Source organism: Bradyrhizobium sp. UBA2491 (genome assembly GCF_002341725.1).
In the GTDB taxonomy this organism is placed as follows: Bacteria; Pseudomonadota; Alphaproteobacteria; order Rhizobiales; family Xanthobacteraceae; genus Bradyrhizobium.
Genome location: NZ_DDOP01000009.1, coordinates 14,224 through 29,963, shown reverse-complemented (window position 1 = coordinate 29,963; position 15,740 = coordinate 14,224). Strand labels below are relative to the sequence as shown.

General features: G+C 62.5%; 15 protein-coding genes. 3 read left to right on the top strand and 12 right to left on the bottom strand.

The genetic code is table 11. The features are described from left to right. The 4 genes from B2W55_RS02770 to B2W55_RS02755 are packed head-to-tail and all read right to left on the bottom strand — an operon-like array spanning position 1 to position 3,712. Positions 1-1,065: an ABC transporter ATP-binding protein gene (locus B2W55_RS02770; protein WP_024585010.1), complete on the bottom strand. Its 1,065-nt coding sequence runs from the start codon at positions 1,063-1,065 to the stop codon at positions 1-3. Next, positions 1,062-1,847, bottom strand: a complete 786-nt coding sequence (locus tag B2W55_RS02765; RefSeq protein ID WP_024585011.1) for an ABC transporter permease — start codon at positions 1,845-1,847, stop codon at positions 1,062-1,064. Before B2W55_RS02765 ends, B2W55_RS02770 begins: the two co-directional genes overlap by 4 nt. Positions 1,848-1,851: 4 nt before the next feature. Then, complete coding sequence (locus B2W55_RS02760) at positions 1,852-2,667, bottom strand: ABC transporter permease (RefSeq protein WP_024585012.1); 816 nt, start codon at positions 2,665-2,667, stop codon at positions 1,852-1,854. Between the two features lie 37 nt (positions 2,668-2,704). Continuing rightward, the gene (locus tag B2W55_RS02755) at positions 2,705-3,712 is read right to left on the bottom strand and encodes an ABC transporter substrate-binding protein (RefSeq protein WP_024585013.1); all 1,008 of its coding nucleotides are present in this window, start codon (positions 3,710-3,712) and stop codon (positions 2,705-2,707) included. Between the two features lie 187 nt (positions 3,713-3,899). Here B2W55_RS02755 and B2W55_RS02750 point away from each other — a divergent pair, with 187 nt between their 5' ends. Next, entirely contained in the window at positions 3,900-5,051 is a 1,152-nt protein-coding gene (locus B2W55_RS02750) for a zinc-dependent alcohol dehydrogenase (protein ID WP_043855062.1), read from the top strand. A 43-nt stretch (positions 5,052-5,094) separates the two neighbouring features. On the opposite strand, the gene B2W55_RS02745 is transcribed toward B2W55_RS02750, so the two are convergent. The 8 genes from B2W55_RS02745 to B2W55_RS02710 all read right to left on the bottom strand — a co-directional run bounded on the left by B2W55_RS02745 (position 5,095) and on the right by B2W55_RS02710 (position 13,574). After that, positions 5,095-5,799 carry an ABC transporter ATP-binding protein gene (locus B2W55_RS02745; RefSeq protein ID WP_043855061.1) on the bottom strand — a complete coding sequence of 235 codons (705 nt, stop codon included), beginning with the start codon at positions 5,797-5,799 and terminating at the stop codon, positions 5,095-5,097. A 4-nt stretch (positions 5,800-5,803) separates the two neighbouring features. Further along, positions 5,804-6,574, bottom strand: coding sequence for an ABC transporter ATP-binding protein (locus tag B2W55_RS02740; RefSeq protein ID WP_043855060.1), 771 nt, complete (start codon positions 6,572-6,574; stop codon positions 5,804-5,806). Continuing rightward, positions 6,571-7,557, bottom strand: coding sequence for a branched-chain amino acid ABC transporter permease (locus B2W55_RS02735; RefSeq protein WP_100555231.1), 987 nt, complete (start codon positions 7,555-7,557; stop codon positions 6,571-6,573). Before B2W55_RS02735 ends, B2W55_RS02740 begins: the two co-directional genes overlap by 4 nt. 7 nt (positions 7,558-7,564) lie before the next feature. Further along, on the bottom strand, positions 7,565-8,449 hold the full coding sequence (locus tag B2W55_RS02730) for a branched-chain amino acid ABC transporter permease (RefSeq protein ID WP_043855058.1): 885 nt from the start codon (positions 8,447-8,449) through the stop codon (positions 7,565-7,567). A 53-nt stretch (positions 8,450-8,502) separates the two neighbouring features. Next, a complete protein-coding gene (locus tag B2W55_RS02725) occupies positions 8,503-9,756 on the bottom strand; it encodes an ABC transporter substrate-binding protein (protein WP_043855057.1) in 1,254 nt (417 codons plus the stop codon). 67 nt (positions 9,757-9,823) lie between these two features. Beyond that, positions 9,824-12,214: a xanthine dehydrogenase family protein molybdopterin-binding subunit gene (locus B2W55_RS02720; protein ID WP_043855056.1), complete on the bottom strand. Its 2,391-nt coding sequence runs from the start codon at positions 12,212-12,214 to the stop codon at positions 9,824-9,826. Next, on the bottom strand, positions 12,211-12,696 hold the full coding sequence (locus B2W55_RS02715; protein ID WP_043855055.1) for a (2Fe-2S)-binding protein: 486 nt from the start codon (positions 12,694-12,696) through the stop codon (positions 12,211-12,213). Before B2W55_RS02715 ends, B2W55_RS02720 begins: the two co-directional genes overlap by 4 nt. Further along, positions 12,693-13,574: an FAD binding domain-containing protein gene (locus B2W55_RS02710; RefSeq protein WP_043855054.1), complete on the bottom strand. Its 882-nt coding sequence runs from the start codon at positions 13,572-13,574 to the stop codon at positions 12,693-12,695. Before B2W55_RS02710 ends, B2W55_RS02715 begins: the two co-directional genes overlap by 4 nt. Before the next feature lie 169 nt (positions 13,575-13,743). On the opposite strand from B2W55_RS02710, the gene B2W55_RS02705 reads away from it, so the two are divergent. Both B2W55_RS02705 and B2W55_RS02700 read left to right on the top strand, forming a co-directional pair. Beyond that, complete coding sequence (locus B2W55_RS02705) at positions 13,744-14,841, top strand: LLM class flavin-dependent oxidoreductase (protein WP_043855053.1); 1,098 nt, start codon at positions 13,744-13,746, stop codon at positions 14,839-14,841. A 17-nt stretch (positions 14,842-14,858) separates the two neighbouring features. Next, positions 14,859-15,734: a polysaccharide deacetylase family protein gene (locus B2W55_RS02700; protein ID WP_024582012.1), complete on the top strand. Its 876-nt coding sequence runs from the start codon at positions 14,859-14,861 to the stop codon at positions 15,732-15,734. Positions 15,735-15,740: the final 6 nt, after the last annotated feature.

Sequence of the window (15,740 nt, the reverse complement as noted above, 5' to 3'; positions counted from 1 at the left end):
TCAATCTCGGGGTTCGGATGGCAGCACACGAAGCGCGTCGGGCGCAATGGAAAGCCCGATTCGATCGCCGACTTCAGCTCGTATGGTATTGGGAGCATCGACATTGAGCGGCTTGCTCGACACACCACTGACGACAAGCCGCTGCCGGTCGCCGATGAAACTGACGGCATCGACGATTCCGGCGAGCGCTCCGGCTCCGGTCTCCGTCACGCGAATGGTTTCGGGACGGATCATCACGGTCGCATTCGCAGTCGTCGTGCCCCCCTCGATCGGCAATCGCCCGCCGGGCAGGATCAATATGCCGTTCTCGATCGGAGCTTCCACGATGTTCGCCGCCCCGATGAACTCGGCGACGAAGCGATCCTTCGGCATGAAGTAGACCTCGCGCGGCGTGCCGATCTGGGCGATCGCCCCTTTGCGCATCACGACGATGCGATCCCCCAGTTCCATGGCCTCGGCCTGATCGTGGGTGACGTAGATCGTCGTGATGCCGAGTGCGCGCAGCAGCCGGTTGAGCTCGCTTCGCAACCGGTCGCGCAAGGCGGCATCGAGCGCGGTCAACGGCTCGTCGAGCAGCAATATCCCGGGCCGGATCGCTACCGCCCGTGCCAACGCGACGCGCTGACGCTGGCCGCCCGACAGCTGGTCGATGCGGCGGTTCTCCAGTCCCGTGATGTTGGTGAGGGCCACCAGCTCGGCGACGCGCGCGGCACGCTCGCTGCTGGCGACACCTCGGATCTTCAGCCCATAGGCGATGTTGTCCGCCACCGTCATGTTTGGGAACAGGGCGTAGGATTGAAACACCATCCCGACATTGCGCCGCTCGATCGGGACCGACGTCATATCCTTGCCGTCGAACAGCACCTTGCCGCCGACATCAGGCAGCTCGAGGCCCGCAATGATGCGCAGCATCGTGGTCTTGCCGCAGCCGGAAGGTCCAAGCAACACCAGCGTCTCGCCCCGCGCGATGTCGAGGGTCGCCGGATCAAGGGCGCGCGTGCCGTCGGCAAAGGTCTTGCCGCACGCCTCGATCCGCACCGCTGCACCATGGCCGGACGTACTCATCTTTTTCGATCCTTGTCGGCCAGCAGTTGCATCGCGACGAGCAGCGGAATGATCATCACGAAGAAGATCAAGGTATAGGCCGAGGCCACCTCGAGACGCATCGAGGCGTAGCTGTCGGCGAGCCCGATCGGCAGCGTCTTGGTCAACGGCGTGTGCAGCATCCAGGTCAGGTTGAACTCACCGAGCGACAGCGTGACCACCATCAATGCGCCAGCCAGAATGCCCGGCAGCGCATTGGGCACGATGACGTCGCGAAATCGCCGCCATGGCGACGCCCCGAGCGATGCCGCGCCCTCGTCCAACGTCTTGATATCCACGGTCGCAAACACCGCCATGACCGAGCGCACCATGAACGGCATGGTGAAGATCACGTGGCCGACCAGGATGAACAGCCAGGACCGTCGGAAGTTGCCGAAGCTGCCATAGGAGAGCAGCAGCGCAAGCGCGATCGCGAGCCCGGGAATTGCAAGCGGCAGTGTGATGATCTCCTCGACGATGCGGGCGAGCCGGCCGCCGCGCGTATGCAGGGCATAGGCCGCAGGAACTCCCACAAGCAGCGTGACGGCGAGGGTCGCGAACGCGATCACGAAGGACAGCAGAATGGTGCCGGCATAGAGTTCCCAGACCTGCGCGACCCATTGCAGCGTCACGCCGGATTGGATGCCCCTGAAGTAATTGACGGTCACGCCGGCGGAGATCGAAAGCCCGGCGGGCACCACCAGGAACGCCGCAACGAGCAGCGTGAAGATGAATTGGCCGGCGAAGATCAGACGATCGCGCATGCGTTCACCCGGCCGCCGCGACCGCACTGCCGCTGAAGGTGCGGGCGAGCGCGAGAATGAGCCAGGTGATCAGGCCGAGCCCCACCGACAGCGCAGCCGAGGTCGCGAAATTGGCGGCCAGCGTGAACTCGGTGTAGATCAGCATCGGCAGCACGTCGATATTGGTCGCCAGCGTGAAGGCGGTCCCGAACGCCCCCATCGCGGTGGCAAACGCGATCGCGCCGGACGCGACGAAGGCCGGCGCCAGCGCCGGCAGCACGACGTCGCGCTGTACGGCCCAGGGGCTCGCCCCAAGCGAACGCGCGGCCTCCTCCAGCCCGACATCCAGCTTCTGCACAGCCGCCATGATGGTGAGGATGACGCGCGGGATCGAGAAATAGAGATAACCCAGGAAGAGCCCGTAGATCGAATAGGCGAACACGAACTTCTCACCGAACATCCGGTTCGAGAGATCGCCGATCAGCCCCTGCCGGCCCGCCAGCAGGATGATCATGAAGCCGACTACCACGCCGGGAAAAGCCAGCGGAAAGGTCAGCATCGCGATCAGCACGGCCCGCCCGGGAAAGCGGTGCCGCTGCAAGAACATTCCGGCGATGGTCGCCACGATCAACGTGACGACCGTGGTCGCCGCCGCCAAAAGCACGGTATTGATCAGCGTCGCGCGATAGCGGGCTTCCGTCAGGATCGCGAGATAGCCGGCGAGCCCGTGCGGACCTTCCGCGCCCGCCACCACCAGCCGCGCCATCGGCAACAGGAAGAATGCCGTCGTCACGACCGCAAGCGGCAGCAGGCAGAGCCAGACAAATGACTTTTGCGACATCGGAAGAATGGTGCCCCGCGAAGGGCACCATATTGCCTCAGCGCACCTCGGCGAGATAGCGGTCGACGAAGGCTTTTTGCACGTTTTCCATCTCGCCCCAGTCGACGCTCTTGGCGCGGGCATAGTCGCTGTCGGGCAGGAATTTTCCCTTCACGGAAGCCGGCAGTTCGATCGGACGAGCCGGACGCAGATAGGCATTGGTCCAGATCGCCTGCCCCTTGTCGGAGAGGAGATAGTCCATCACCTTCTTGGCCTTCTCCTTGTCGGGTGCGTTCTTCACAAGACCGACGACATAGGGAAACACCACCGAGCCTTCGCAGGGGATGACGAACTCGAAATTGCCCTTCTCCGAGTACTTCGCGCGGTAGGCGTTGAAGTCGTAGTCGAACAGGATCGGCATCTCGCCGGAGACGACGCGGGCATAGGACGTCTGCTTGGGCACGATAGGATCGTTCTTGCGAAGCTCCTTGAAGAAATTGATCGCGGGATCGAAATTGGTCGGCGAGCCGCCGAGCGCCAGATTGACCGCAACGGCGCCGACATAGCCCACCGCGGCAGACGACGGGTCGAGATAGCCGACCATGCCCTTGTAATCGGGCTTCAGCAGATCTTTCCAGCAGGCCGGCACCGGCTTGCCGCCGAGCGCATCCTTGTTCACGAACAGGCCGAGCGTGCCAGAGTGGATCGTGGTCCAATATCCATCCGAGTCCTTGAGGCCGGCCGGGACCTGGTCCCAATGCGCCGGCTTGTAGGGCTCGAGCGCGTCCTGGGCCTTGGCCTTCATGCCGAAGGTGACGCCGAAATAGCCGATGTCGCCGACCGGATTGCTCTTCTCGGCCAGGATCTGGGCCAGCGCCTGGCCGGAATTCTTGTTGTCGTGGGGGATATCGTAGTTGAGGTCCGTCTTGATCGCCTTCAGCATCGAGGCCCAGTCGGCCCATTCCGGCGGGCAATTGTAGCAGATCACGTCGGCCGCCCTGGCAGATTGCCACGGCGCGATCAGTGTCAGCGCCAGCAACGCAAGGACGAGGCGGACGTTCTTCATGGGAGGCTCCGGTCTGGGAGAGGATGCAATGAGGACTTCAACATCAACGGAGCGACCAAGTATAGGCCGCGTATGAATGTTTTGCGACGCGCTTGTTGCCATGCAGCAAATGGCGCGCGCCGGCCATCGGATGCTCGCGGCAGCGCGGCGTTTCGCGCTAGGCTGCTAGCCAAAAGAGGAAGCGCCCATGTACCAGCCCCCCGGCGTCACGATATCGCTCGATCTTCCCGTGCCCGATCTGATGAAAGCCTGGGTCCTCGGTGATCCGGACCAGCTGCTGCTACGCGACAAGCCAACGCCGGTCCCGTCGCGCGCCGAGGTGCTGGTGCGCATCGACGCGGTCGCGATCTGCGCGACCGATCTCGAGATCATCCATCTGGGCTCGCCGGCGAGCATTCTGGGCGGCCTGCCCTTCAACAAGAACTTCACGCCGGGTCACGAATACATGGGCACGGTTGCGGCGCTCGGCCCCAACGTGGACGAGTTCAGGATCGGCGAGCGGGTCAGCGTCGAGATCCATGCAGGCTGCGGCCAATGCAAGCGCTGCCGCCAGGGCATGTACACGTCGTGTCTCAACTATGGAAAACCCGAGAAGGGTCATCGCGCCAACGGCTTCACGACCGACGGCGGATTCGCGGAGTACGCCGTGAATCACATCAACACGCTGGCGCGCGTACCCGACACCATGAGCGATGCCGAGGCAACGCTCGTGGTGACCGCCGGTACGTCGATGTACGGCTTGACGGAACTGGGGGGATTGGTTGCCGGCGAGAGTGTCGTGGTGATCGGCCCGGGGCCGATCGGACTGCTCGCAGTGGCGGTCGCCAAGGCGCTGGGCGCCAGCCCGGTGATCCTGACCGGAACCCGCAACAAGCGGCTCTCGATCGGGCGGGAGCTAGGGGCCGACCGCGTCATCAACATCAACGACGAAGACGCCGTTGCGGTGGTGAAGCAACTGACAGGGGGGATCGGTGCGGACTATGTCGTCGAATGCGCCGGCACCGAAGCGACACTCAACCAGGCCATTCACATGACCAATCGTGGCGGCAAGATCTGTCTCGCCGCCTTCCCGCACGAGGCCGCGACGCTGGACATCGCGCATCTCGTGCGGAACAACATCTACGCTTACGGCATCCGCGGCGAAGGCAAGAGCGCCACCCACCGCGCCATGGAACTGATGGCGGCGAAGCGGTTCGACGCCACCAGGATCCACACGCATACATTTCCGTTGGCCGACCTGCCGACGGCACTCAGATATGCGCGGGACCGCGTCGATGACGCAATCAAGGTCGTCGTCACCAATCGCGCGGCCGACGCGATCGCCAGCGCCGCGGAGTAAGGCGGTTTGGGCTGTGTACAGGATGCAGTTCTCGACAGATCGCTCAAACCGAGCAATAGCGCTCCTTGATCTCGTCGTCGGCCAATAGCGCCTGCGCCGACGCCTGGTGCACCACCGCGCCCTGATCGAGGACATAGGCACGATCGGCGATACCGAGCGCCAGTTCGACGTTCTGCTCGACCAGCAGGATGGTCGCGCCCTGTGCCTTCATGCGACGGAACAGCTCGAACATCTCGTCGACCAGCACCGGCATGATGCCCTCCGAGGGCTCATCCAGCATGATCAGGTCGGGCTTTGCGATCATCGCCCGCGCGATCGCCAGCATCTGCTGCTCGCCGCCGGACATCGTGACCGCCTCCTGGTCCATGCGCTCGGCCAGTCGCGGAAATATCGCGGCGATCTCGGCGATCAGCTCGGCTTCCCGCTTCTTGTGCTTCGATGCGACCAGCCCGAGCCGCAGATTCTCACGAACGGACAAGCCCTGCACGATCCGCCGCTCTTCGGGCACATAGGCGAGCCCCAACGCGAAGCGCACATGCGCCGGCTGGCGCAGCAACTCCTCGCCCTTGAAATTGACCGAGCCGCGCGTCCGCCCCATCAACCCCATGATCGATTTCAGCGTCGTCGTCTTGCCGGCGCCGTTACGGCCGATCAGGCAAACGATCTCGCCTTTGGTGACCTCGAGACTGATGTCCTGCAACGCATGACTTGCGCCATACCAGGCATTGAGCTTGCTGATCTGCAGCATCGCCTCAGTGCTCCCGCTGGCCGAGATAGACGCGCTTCACCGCCTCGTTCTGCCGGACCTCCTGCGGCGTCCCCTCGGCGAGCAGCTCTCCGTGGTGCAGCACGAGGATGCGATCGCTGATCCCGAGCACCAGCTTCATCTTGTGCTCGACCAGGATGACCGTCCGCTCCTGCCCGAGCTTCACGATCAGATCCATCATGGTCCGGGTTTCCTCGGGACTCATGCCGGCGGTCGGCTCGTCCAGCAGCAGCAAGCGGGGTTGGCTCGCGAGCGCCATGCCGATCTCCAGCGCCCGCTGCTCGCCATGCGCCAACGTCTTGGCGGCGCGCTCCCGAGATTCCCACAATCCGACCAGGGCCAACAGTTCGTCGGCCCGTTCGACCAGTTCGGTCAGGCGCGCGCGAGGCCGCCAGATGTCGTATCGCGATACCATGGCCTGCAAACCGACGCGGATGTTCTCGCGCGTCGACAGCTGCGGAAATACGCTGGTGATCTGGAACGACTTTGCTATGCCCATATGGGCAAAGCGGTGCTGCGGCAGGCCGGTGACGTCCCTGCCCTCGAATTCCACGCGACCGTTCGTGGGCGGAAAGGCGCCGCACAGCAAATTGAAGTAGGTGCTCTTTCCGGCCCCGTTTGGACCGATGATCGACGTGATCGCTCCTTTGGAAAACTCGGCCGAGATGTTGTTGAGCGCGACAAACCTTCCGAACGTCTTGCCGACGCCCCTGGTGCGCAGAATGACCTCGCCCGCTTGTCTTGCCGCGGCGGTCATCGTTTGCCCCGCGCGATCAGCGTGCCCCAGATGCCGGCCGGGAAGAACAGCACGCACGCAATGAAGATGGCGCCGACGATCAGTTGCCAGTGGACGGTCCACACCGAGACGATATTCTCCAGTACCAGGAAAACAGCGGCGCCGACCATCGGCCCGAAGAACGTCCCCATCCCGCCCAGCAACGCAATCATCACGACCAGACCCGAGGTCTCGTAGTGCAGGATCTCGATCGGAACGATCGACAGATGCAGCGCCTGCAAGGCACCCGCGAGGCCACAGAAGCCACCGGACAAGACAAAGGTCAGCAATCGCGTCAGGGTGACATCATAGCCTGACGCGCGCGCTCGCATCTCGTTTTCTCGCATGGCTTCAATGACGGCGCCAAACGGCGAGGCAAGGATGCGCGACATCACGAAGAATGCTGCGATCACGAAGGCCGCGATGACGTAGTATCGGATCATCGGGTTGATGAAGTCGACCCGCAAGCCGAACAGATCGATGGTACGGACATTGATGCCGCGAAGCCCGTTCTCACCGCCGGTCAGGTCCACCGCTTGATAGAACAGGTAGTAGATGCATTGCGACAGCGCCATCGTTACCATGGCGAAGTAGATGCCGCGGGTCCTGATCGCGAGCACGCCAATCGACAACGCCATCAGAAGCCCGCCGCCGATCCCGGCCGCGATGGCCGCATACCATGGCCAGCCGAAGTGCACGATCGCGATGCCGCAGAGATAGGCACCGGTCCCGAACAGCGCCGCATGACCAAAGGACAGCAGACCGAGATAGCCAAACACCAGGTTGAACCCGAGCGCGTACAACCCATAGATCAGGATATTCACGGCGAGCGCCGTGAACGGCATCACCAGCGGGAACACCAGGATCACAACGGCAACGAGGCTGGCGCGATGCTTCGTTGCGAAGTCGTACCAGCTGACTGCCGGGGCACGGGGATGTTTGATCGTATCAGCAGCTTCGGTCATGCCGGGCTCAGCTCATCAATCCGGCGCGGCCAAAGAAGCCCTGAGGGCGAACAATGAGAACGATCGCCATCAGGGCAAAGATCGATACTTTGGCCATTTCGGGAGCGACCAGCGAGGTCATGCTGACCACCACGCCAACCAGGAGACCAGCCAATACGGCGCCGCCGATCGACCCCATACCGCCTACCACCGTCACCACGAAAGCTTCGGCGAGGATCGTGCCGCCCATCTCCGGAATGACGCCCTGAAGCGGCGCCGCCAACAGGCCGGCGAAACCCGCGATCGCGGTGCCAATGCCGAACACGATCAACCAGACCCGGGAAACATCGACCCCAAGCACGCGGACGATCTGCGGATCGCGCGCTCCGGCGCGGATGATGAGCCCGAAGCTGGTTTTCTCCAGGAACAACCAGAGCGCCAGCAGGACCACCGCCGTCGCCCCGATCACGAACAGGCGGTAGAGCGGGAAATAGCCGACGCCGATGTTGACGGCCCCTTGCAGCACCTCCGGCGTGTCGAACGGATAGCCGGTCTTGCCAAACACAATGCGCACGCATTCGACCATGACGTAGCTGAGCCCGAAGGTCAGCAGCAACGGATAGTCGATGCCGCGGCCGTAAAGCGGCCGGATCAGCACGCGCTCGACAGCAAGGCCGAACAGACCGATCACGATCGGCACGGCCACGAGGCAGATCCAGAAATTGCCCCCGATCGAAATCAGGTAGAGCCCAACATAGGCCCCGACCATGTAGAACGCGCCATGGGCGAAATTCACCACGGTCAGCATCCCGAAGATCAGGGAGAGGCCGATTGCAAACAGCACGTAGATCGCGCCGAGCGCCAGCCCGGCAAACAACTGCAATGCGATAAGGTCAAAGCTCAGGCCCGCCATTCGTCCCCCTCGGCACGACGCGCACCGTCCTGCGGCGCGCGCCGGCGCATGGCTCAGCTCTTATGACCAAGTGCCTCGCAGGTGCGCAGGTACTTCTCGTTGGGCTCCTCGGTCGACAGGACCTCGAACACATCGGACTCGTTCTTCATGTCCTTGGACTTCGACTTGATCACGAGCACCGACTGCACCGATTGATGATCGCATTTGCGATAGTATTGCGGCCCCTTGTAATAGTCATACTTCAGGGCCTCTAGCGCAGCGACCACCTTGTCCGTCTCCACGCTGCCGGCGCCCTTGACCGCTTCGAGCACGGTCCGGACACCGCCATAACCGAGCGCACCGTAATCGGTCGGCAACTTGCCGTCATACATCTTGCGGAATGCGTCGTTGAACGCCTTGGTCGAGGCGAACTTGTCCTCGATGCCCCAGTAGAACGAGCAGCCGCCGACGACGCCGTCAAACGCCTGTGGGCCTGCTGCAACGCGACTGGCATGCGAGAGCAGCGGTGCAATGATCTGGATCGACTTCTTGATCCCGAAGTCGGTTGCTTGCTTCAGCGCGATCTGCTGGTCGCGGCCGAAATTGCTGATGCACAGGATGTCCGGCTTCAGCGCCTGGAGACGAGGCAGCAGGGTCGAGAAATCGGTCGTTCCCAAGGGATGACGGATGTCACCGAGATTCTCGATGTTGAATTCCTTGCCGACCTCGAGGAAGCCGCGAACCATCTCGTGTCCGTAGGCGTAATCCGCGGTGAGAAATGCGACCTTCTTGCCGAACTTGGCGAAGGCGTAGCGGCCGACTGCGCCCGATGTCATGTGTGGGTTCAGCGCTTCGTGGAATGTATATTTGCTGAAATCCGCCGCCTCGTTGATGGCGTCGGACTGGCTGATCGAATTGAAGATGACGCCACGCTCCTTTGTGACGTTGTTGATCGCGAGCTGAACTGCAGCGGACAGACTGCCGACGACGAAGTTGACCTTCTCCTTTTCGACCAGCTCCAGCGTTCGCGTCGCCGCCTCGCCGGGATTCAGCTTGTCGTCGCGGACCACGAGTTCGGCCTTGCGGCCGTTGAGGCCACCGGCATCGTTGAACTGGGCGACAGCCAGCTGAGCCGCCCGCACCTGGTCCTGGGCCTCGGCGCCATATGGACCGGTCAAGGGAACCGGAAAGCCGATCTTGATGGGTGCTTCCTCTGCCTGGAGGAGATTGATGCGAAAAGGCGAGACGGCGAGAACGGCGCCGACGCTTGCCGTGGTCAGCACACGACGCCGCGATATCGATCCAGCATTGGCGACCTTGTTCGTCATGACTATTCCTCCCCAAGAACTGTCTGTGATCTGCTTATCGTGTTGTCTTTGCCCGGAGCGTCTCCACTCAGATCCGTCCCAAGGCCGTCAGGATAACCTGAGGCGTGAGCGGAATCTCGGTAATTGTTGCGCCGAACGGCCGCAGCGCGTCATTGACCGCGTTGGCAACCGCCGCGGCCGCACCTGCCGTCCCCGCCTCGCCCGCGCCCTTGGCCCCCAGCTCCGATTCCAAGGTCGGGGACACCACATGGCCAACTTCGATATCGGGCATCTCGCCGGACATCGGGACCAGATAGTCCGCCATGTTGGCGTTGGTCAGCTGGCCGCGCTCGTCATAGACGCATTTCTCGAACAGCGCCGCGCCCAGCCCCTGCACAACCCCACCCCGGATCTGCTCGTCAACCAGCTGCGGGTTGATGATGGTACCGCAATCTTCGACAACCCAATGCTTCAGCAGCGTCACGAACCCGGTCTCGGTGTCGACCTCAAGCCATGAAGCTTGCACGCCATTGGTGAACGCAAAGGGATATTGGCGCGGCACGAAATGTCGCGTTGCCATCAACTCGGGCTGGATGCCTGGCGGAAGGGTGTCCGGTCGGAAATAGACGATCCGCGCGAGCTCGTTCAGTTCGATACGCGGCACACCATCGTCAGCGTTGACGATGCTGCCGTTGACGATATCGAGACCGGCCGCGGTCGATTGCAGGATGGCCGCCGCCACATCCAGAATATTCTTGCGCAAGGCCTTGGCGGCTTGCAGGGCGGCCTCTCCGCCGATACCGGCGCCGCGCGAGGCCCAGGTGCCACCACCATAGGGCGTATTGTCGGTATCGCCCAGGATCACGCGGACGCGTTCCATCGGCACACCGAGCACACTGCCCACGATCTGGGCGGTCAGCGACTCCGATCCTTGCCCCTGTTCCGTGATGCTGGTCTGACAGATCACCGAGCCTTGGGCATCGAGCCGAATCGCAACGCCGTCCTGCGAAGAGATCCGCGCCCCGCCGACGCCGTAAAAGGCCGCGCTGGGATTGGTTACCTCGATGAAGCTGGCAATTCCGATACCCCGGTGAACGTTTCTGGCCAGCAGCGCCGCCTGTTCAGCGCGCAACGCGTCGTAGTCCATCATCTGAAGCAGCTTGGCCAACGAGGCGTGATGCGAAAGCTGTTCGAACCTCATGCCCGAAGGTGAGGCACACGGATAGGCATCGTCGGCGATCTGGTTACGCCGGCGGATCTCTACCGGATCCATGCCTATCTTCGCCGCGGCAAGGTCGACCAGACCTTCGGTTACCGAGCAGGCGATTGGATGTCCGACCGCCCGATACTGGCACATCACGTTCTTGTTCTGGAAGACGACCCGCGCCCGCGCCCGATAGTTCGGGGTGGCATATGGCCCACCGACCAGGTTGACCACCTGGTTCGCCTCGATGGCGCTGGTGCGCGGATACATCGAGTAGGGACCGATCCCCGTGAGGTCATCGATCTCGAAAGCCGTGATCGTGCCATCGGGCCTGACGCCGATCCGTCCTCTGCACCGATGATCGCGAGCGTGAATGTCGGTGTTGAAGCTCTCGACGCGGTCGGCCACAAATTTGACCGGGCGGCGCAATAGCTTGGAGAGCGCGTAGGTCGCCATTTCGTCGGCGTAGATGTGGACCTTGATGCCGAACGAGCCGCCAACATCCTTGCAGACCACCCGGACCTGCACGTCCTTGAGCCCCAGATGCAGGGCTGCGATGTTCTGCACCATATGAGGCGCCTGCGTGCCTTGATAGATCGTCAGCCGTGCCTCCGCTGCATTCCAGTCGGCTACAACGGCGCGCGGTTCAAGTGTCACGCCGGTGTGGCGCGCGAACACGAAGTCGGCTTCGACGACCTCGGAGTTCGACAATGCCTGGTCGACATCGCCGGCATTGAGAATTCGCTCAAAAGCCAGATTATCACCGAGCGAAGCGTGGATGATCGGGGTCGTCGGGTCGAGCGCGGTGCGCATATCCGTGACCGGCTCGAGCTCTTCGTAGTCGACCGTAACATGCTCTACAGCGTCTTCGGCGGCCGCGCGGCTGGTCGCCACCACCGCCACAACGGCTTCACCCTGCCAGCAGACCCGGTCGACCGCGATCGCGTGCTGCGGCGCCGATTTCAATCCCTTCAGGTGCGAGAGCACACCGACCCAGGGCGTGATAACGGCCTCAAGCTCACGCCCCGTGACGATGGAGATGACACCCGGCACGCGCCTTGCCGCATCAGCATCGATCGAGACGATCCTGGCGTGGGCATAGGGCGATCGCAGGAACACCACATGCGCCATTCGCGGCAACTCGAGATCACTGACATATTGTCCGCGCCCTTGCAGCAGCCTGTCGAGGTTCGGCCGCGGCACCGTCTTGCCGATGTAGGAATTCGGACGGTCGAGCACCGAAAGCGTGTCTGTCACCTCGTGGACCATCATCATGCCAGCCGCTCCCCGCGCGCCCTGGCCGTCGCCTCGACGGCGTCCACGATGGCTTGATAGCCAGTACAGCGGCAATAATTGCCGGAAAGATGCTCCCGGATCGCTTGACGGTCGGGGTTCGAGGTGCGCCTCAGCAAATCCTGGGCCGTCATCAGCATCGCGGGCGTGCAATAGCCACACTGCAGTGCATTACGTTCGCGAAATGCCGCCTGGAGGTCGGCGATCTCGCCGCTGTCGGACACCCCTTCGATTGTCTCGACCGACGCGCCTTGCGCCTGGACCGTTAGCATCAAGCAGGCGCGAACGATCTCGCCATTAACTCGCACGGTGCAAGCGCCGCAGACGCCATGCTCACATCCGACATGAGTTCCTGTCAGCTTGAGATTCTCCCGGAGGAAATCTGCGAGATTGAGCCGGGGCAAGACGAACGCATCGATGGATTCGCCGTTGACCAGAAGCGAGACCGGCACCGTAGCGCTCACTTGGCCACTCCCGCTTGGAGTTCGTCCCGCGCAAGCAGTGTGGCCACGCAGCGCCGGAGCAGGACCGTGGCAAGGTATCGGCGCATGGCCGCCGTCGCCTGTTGATCCTCCTGCGGATCGAGTTCACCGGCGAGCGTCGTCTCGGCCTCCCGCAGCAAGGTAGGCGTGATGGACGCGTTGATCAGTTTTCCCGCGGCCGAGGCGAGCACCGGTCGATCGCTGACCGCAAAGAAGCCGAGCCGCAGATCGGCGAACTGGCCGGCTTCGACAACAGCATGAGCGGCAAGGCCAACGATCGCATAGTCACCGTGGCGCCGGGCATACTCCTGAAAGAAGAACGTGGAGCCTGGGCTTGCGACCGGTACCTCGACCGCGACAAGCAACTCTCCCGGCGACAGCGCCGTCTCGTAGATTCCCTTGAAGAACGCGGTCGCCGAAATCCGGCGCTCGCCAAGCGGACCGCGAGCCACAATCGTGGCATCAAGTGCCACCATACAAGCCGGCAGCTCCGATGCGGGATCTGCATGGGCGAGGCTACCGCCAATCGTACCGCGATTGCGAATTGCGGGATGAGCGACATGGGCAACGGCATCCCGCAACAAAGGCGCGTGCAGTGCAACTTCTCGCGAACCGAGCAAATCGACGTGGCGGGTCAGCGCGCCGATGACCAGCACATCACCTTTCGCTGCGACGCCACGCAACTCGGCAAGGCCGCCAATATCGACCAGTACATCAGGGGAAACGAGCCGCAGATTCATCGCCGGCATCAGGCTCTGACCACCCGACAGAACCTTCGCCCTGTCACCATGCGCAGCGAGCAGTTCCAGCGCATTGACGACGCTAGTCGCACGGGCATAGGCGAAAGCCGCAGCTTTCATATAGGCGTGGCCTCCCGGGCCCAATCTGGGTTTGTCCGATTAGAAGGCGGCCCTCCCCGCACGTCAAGTTTGTTTATCGAGTGATTATTTATGCGGCGGGGCTTGTCTTCATGTTGGGAAGGACGCAGGTTCCCAGCCAACTAAAGTTCTACTCGCAGGGAGGCGGATCATGAAGCTCGGGTTCTTTACGATGCCGATCCATCCGCTCGACAAGGATTGGCGGCAATCGCTCCGTGAGGATCGCGAGGCCTTCCTGCTCGCGGATGAGCTTGGATTCACTGAAGCGTATGTCGGCGAGCACGTCACCGACAAAGCCGAGAACATCACGTCCTGCATCGCCTTCATTGCCTGGCTCGCCGCCGCAACCCGGCAGATCAAGCTTGGAACCGGCACGATCAACATGCCGAACACCCATCCGGCAGCGGTCGCTGCATCCGTGGCCATGCTCGATCACATGCTTGACGGCCGCTTCATCCTCGGGATCAGCCCTGGCGGGTTGCTGTCCGATGCAGAAATTTTCGGCAATCTCGATGCCGACCGCAACGCGATGTTCCTCGAAGCGATCAACCTGGTTCTCGATATCTGGGCCGGCAAGCCGCCCTATGATCTACAGGGCAAGCACTGGAACGTCTCGGTGAAGCGGACTCTGATCGAGGACATCGGCCAAGGCATCGTGGCGCGACCTTTGCAAACTCCCCATCCACCGATCGTGGTGACCGCGGTCGCACCGTTTTCAAAGGGCGTCACGGAAGCCGCTGCCCGCGGCTGGGACCCGATCTCGGCGAACTTCCTGATGCCAGCCTGGGTGAAGAGCCACTGGCCCAAATATGCCGAGGGTTGCGAACGTGCGAACCGGCCGGTCGACACCGCCAATTGGCGCGTCGCCAAGAGCGTGTTCGTGGCCAAGGATACGGCAACCGCCAAGGCCTATGCCACGTCGCCCGACAGCCCCTACGTCTACTACTATCACCAGTTGTTCACGAAGCTGAAACGCAGCGGCCGGCTCGAGCTGTTCAAGACGCGGCGTGATCAGCCTGACGCGGAGGTCACTCTTGAGTCGATCTGCGACAAGCTCATCATCTACGGCACGCCCGACAGCGTGGCCGACCAGTTGCTCGCCTTCCACGAAGAGGTCGGCTCCTTCGGAACCCTGCTCTATGCCGGCAAGGACTGGAAAGATCGCGAGCTTGGCCGTCGATCGATGATCCTGATGGCCGAGAAGGTGCTACCACGGATCAATGCAGCCGCACCTCGTCCATCGGCATGATCCAGGGAGTTCTCGGCATGGCCTTTACTGATCGTATCCCCTACCAGGCGCAGGTCGATCGGCCCAAACTGACATTGCCTGGCGGCAAAAAGCTTGCCGTCTGGGTCATCCTCAATGTCGAGGAATGGCGCATCGGAAGCGCAATGCCGCGCACCGTGCTCAGCCCACCGATGGGCCAGCCTCTACTGCCCGACGTACCAAACTGGTCGTGGCACGAATACGGCATGCGCTCTGGCTTCTGGCGGCAATTCAAGGCGCTCACCGATCGGACCATACCGGTGACGCTGGCCGCCAATGCCAACGTCTGCAACAGCTATCCGCGCGTCGCGTCGGCAGCGCTTGAGGCCGGCTTCGAATTCATGGGACACGGCTTCGTCCAAGGCCCGATGCACAAGGTCGAAAACCAGGCAGACGCGATCAAGCGCGCCGTCGACACCATTTCCGGATTTACCGGCAAGCCGCCGCGATCATGGGAAAGCCCGGGCCTGACCGAGACCGAGGAGACGCTCGATCTCCTGCGCTTCAACGGGATTGAATACGTAGCGGATTGGGTGATCGACGACCTTCCTCAGGACATCGCAACACCGCATGGAACCGTGACGACGATTCCCTATTCCGTCGAGACCAATGACATCGTCATTCACGCGCTGCACCACCTTCCGTCAGAGCAATTTCTGACCCGTTGCACCGATCAGTTCGATCGGCTGTATCTCGAAGGCGCGGAGAATGCCCGCGTGATGGCAATTTCGGTGCATCCCTACATCACGGGTGTGCCCCACCGCATCAAATACCTGGAGGCCCTGCTCGATTATGTGATCGGCCATGACGGCGTTGCGCTGATGACGGCAAGCGAGATCGGAGATTGGTATCGAGGTCAGATGGCGACGAGGTAGTGCCGC

Bases quoted from the DNA above. Each gene is read 5' to 3' on its own strand.
- B2W55_RS02765 (WP_024585011.1), bottom strand. From the start codon at position 1,847: ATGCGCGATCGTCTGATCTTCGCCGGCCAATTCATCTTCACGCTGCTC.
- B2W55_RS02770 (WP_024585010.1), bottom strand. From the start codon at position 1,065: ATGAGTACGTCCGGCCATGGTGCAGCGGTGCGGATCGAGGCGTGCGGC.
- B2W55_RS02700 (WP_024582012.1), top strand. From the start codon at position 14,859: ATGGCCTTTACTGATCGTATCCCCTACCAGGCGCAGGTCGATCGGCCC.
- B2W55_RS02720 (WP_043855056.1), bottom strand. From the start codon at position 12,214: ATGATGATGGTCCACGAGGTGACAGACACGCTTTCGGTGCTCGACCGT.
- B2W55_RS02740 (WP_043855060.1), bottom strand. From the start codon at position 6,574: ATGACCGCCGCGGCAAGACAAGCGGGCGAGGTCATTCTGCGCACCAGG.
- B2W55_RS02745 (WP_043855061.1), bottom strand. From the start codon at position 5,799: ATGCTGCAGATCAGCAAGCTCAATGCCTGGTATGGCGCAAGTCATGCG.
- B2W55_RS02735 (WP_100555231.1), bottom strand. From the start codon at position 7,557: ATGACCGAAGCTGCTGATACGATCAAACATCCCCGTGCCCCGGCAGTC.
- B2W55_RS02760 (WP_024585012.1), bottom strand. From the start codon at position 2,667: ATGTCGCAAAAGTCATTTGTCTGGCTCTGCCTGCTGCCGCTTGCGGTC.
- B2W55_RS02755 (WP_024585013.1), bottom strand. From the start codon at position 3,712: ATGAAGAACGTCCGCCTCGTCCTTGCGTTGCTGGCGCTGACACTGATC.
- B2W55_RS02705 (WP_043855053.1), top strand. From the start codon at position 13,744: ATGAAGCTCGGGTTCTTTACGATGCCGATCCATCCGCTCGACAAGGAT.
- B2W55_RS02730 (WP_043855058.1), bottom strand. From the start codon at position 8,449: ATGGCGGGCCTGAGCTTTGACCTTATCGCATTGCAGTTGTTTGCCGGG.
- B2W55_RS02725 (WP_043855057.1), bottom strand. From the start codon at position 9,756: ATGACGAACAAGGTCGCCAATGCTGGATCGATATCGCGGCGTCGTGTG.
- B2W55_RS02710 (WP_043855054.1), bottom strand. From the start codon at position 13,574: ATGAAAGCTGCGGCTTTCGCCTATGCCCGTGCGACTAGCGTCGTCAAT.
- B2W55_RS02750 (WP_043855062.1), top strand. From the start codon at position 3,900: ATGTACCAGCCCCCCGGCGTCACGATATCGCTCGATCTTCCCGTGCCC.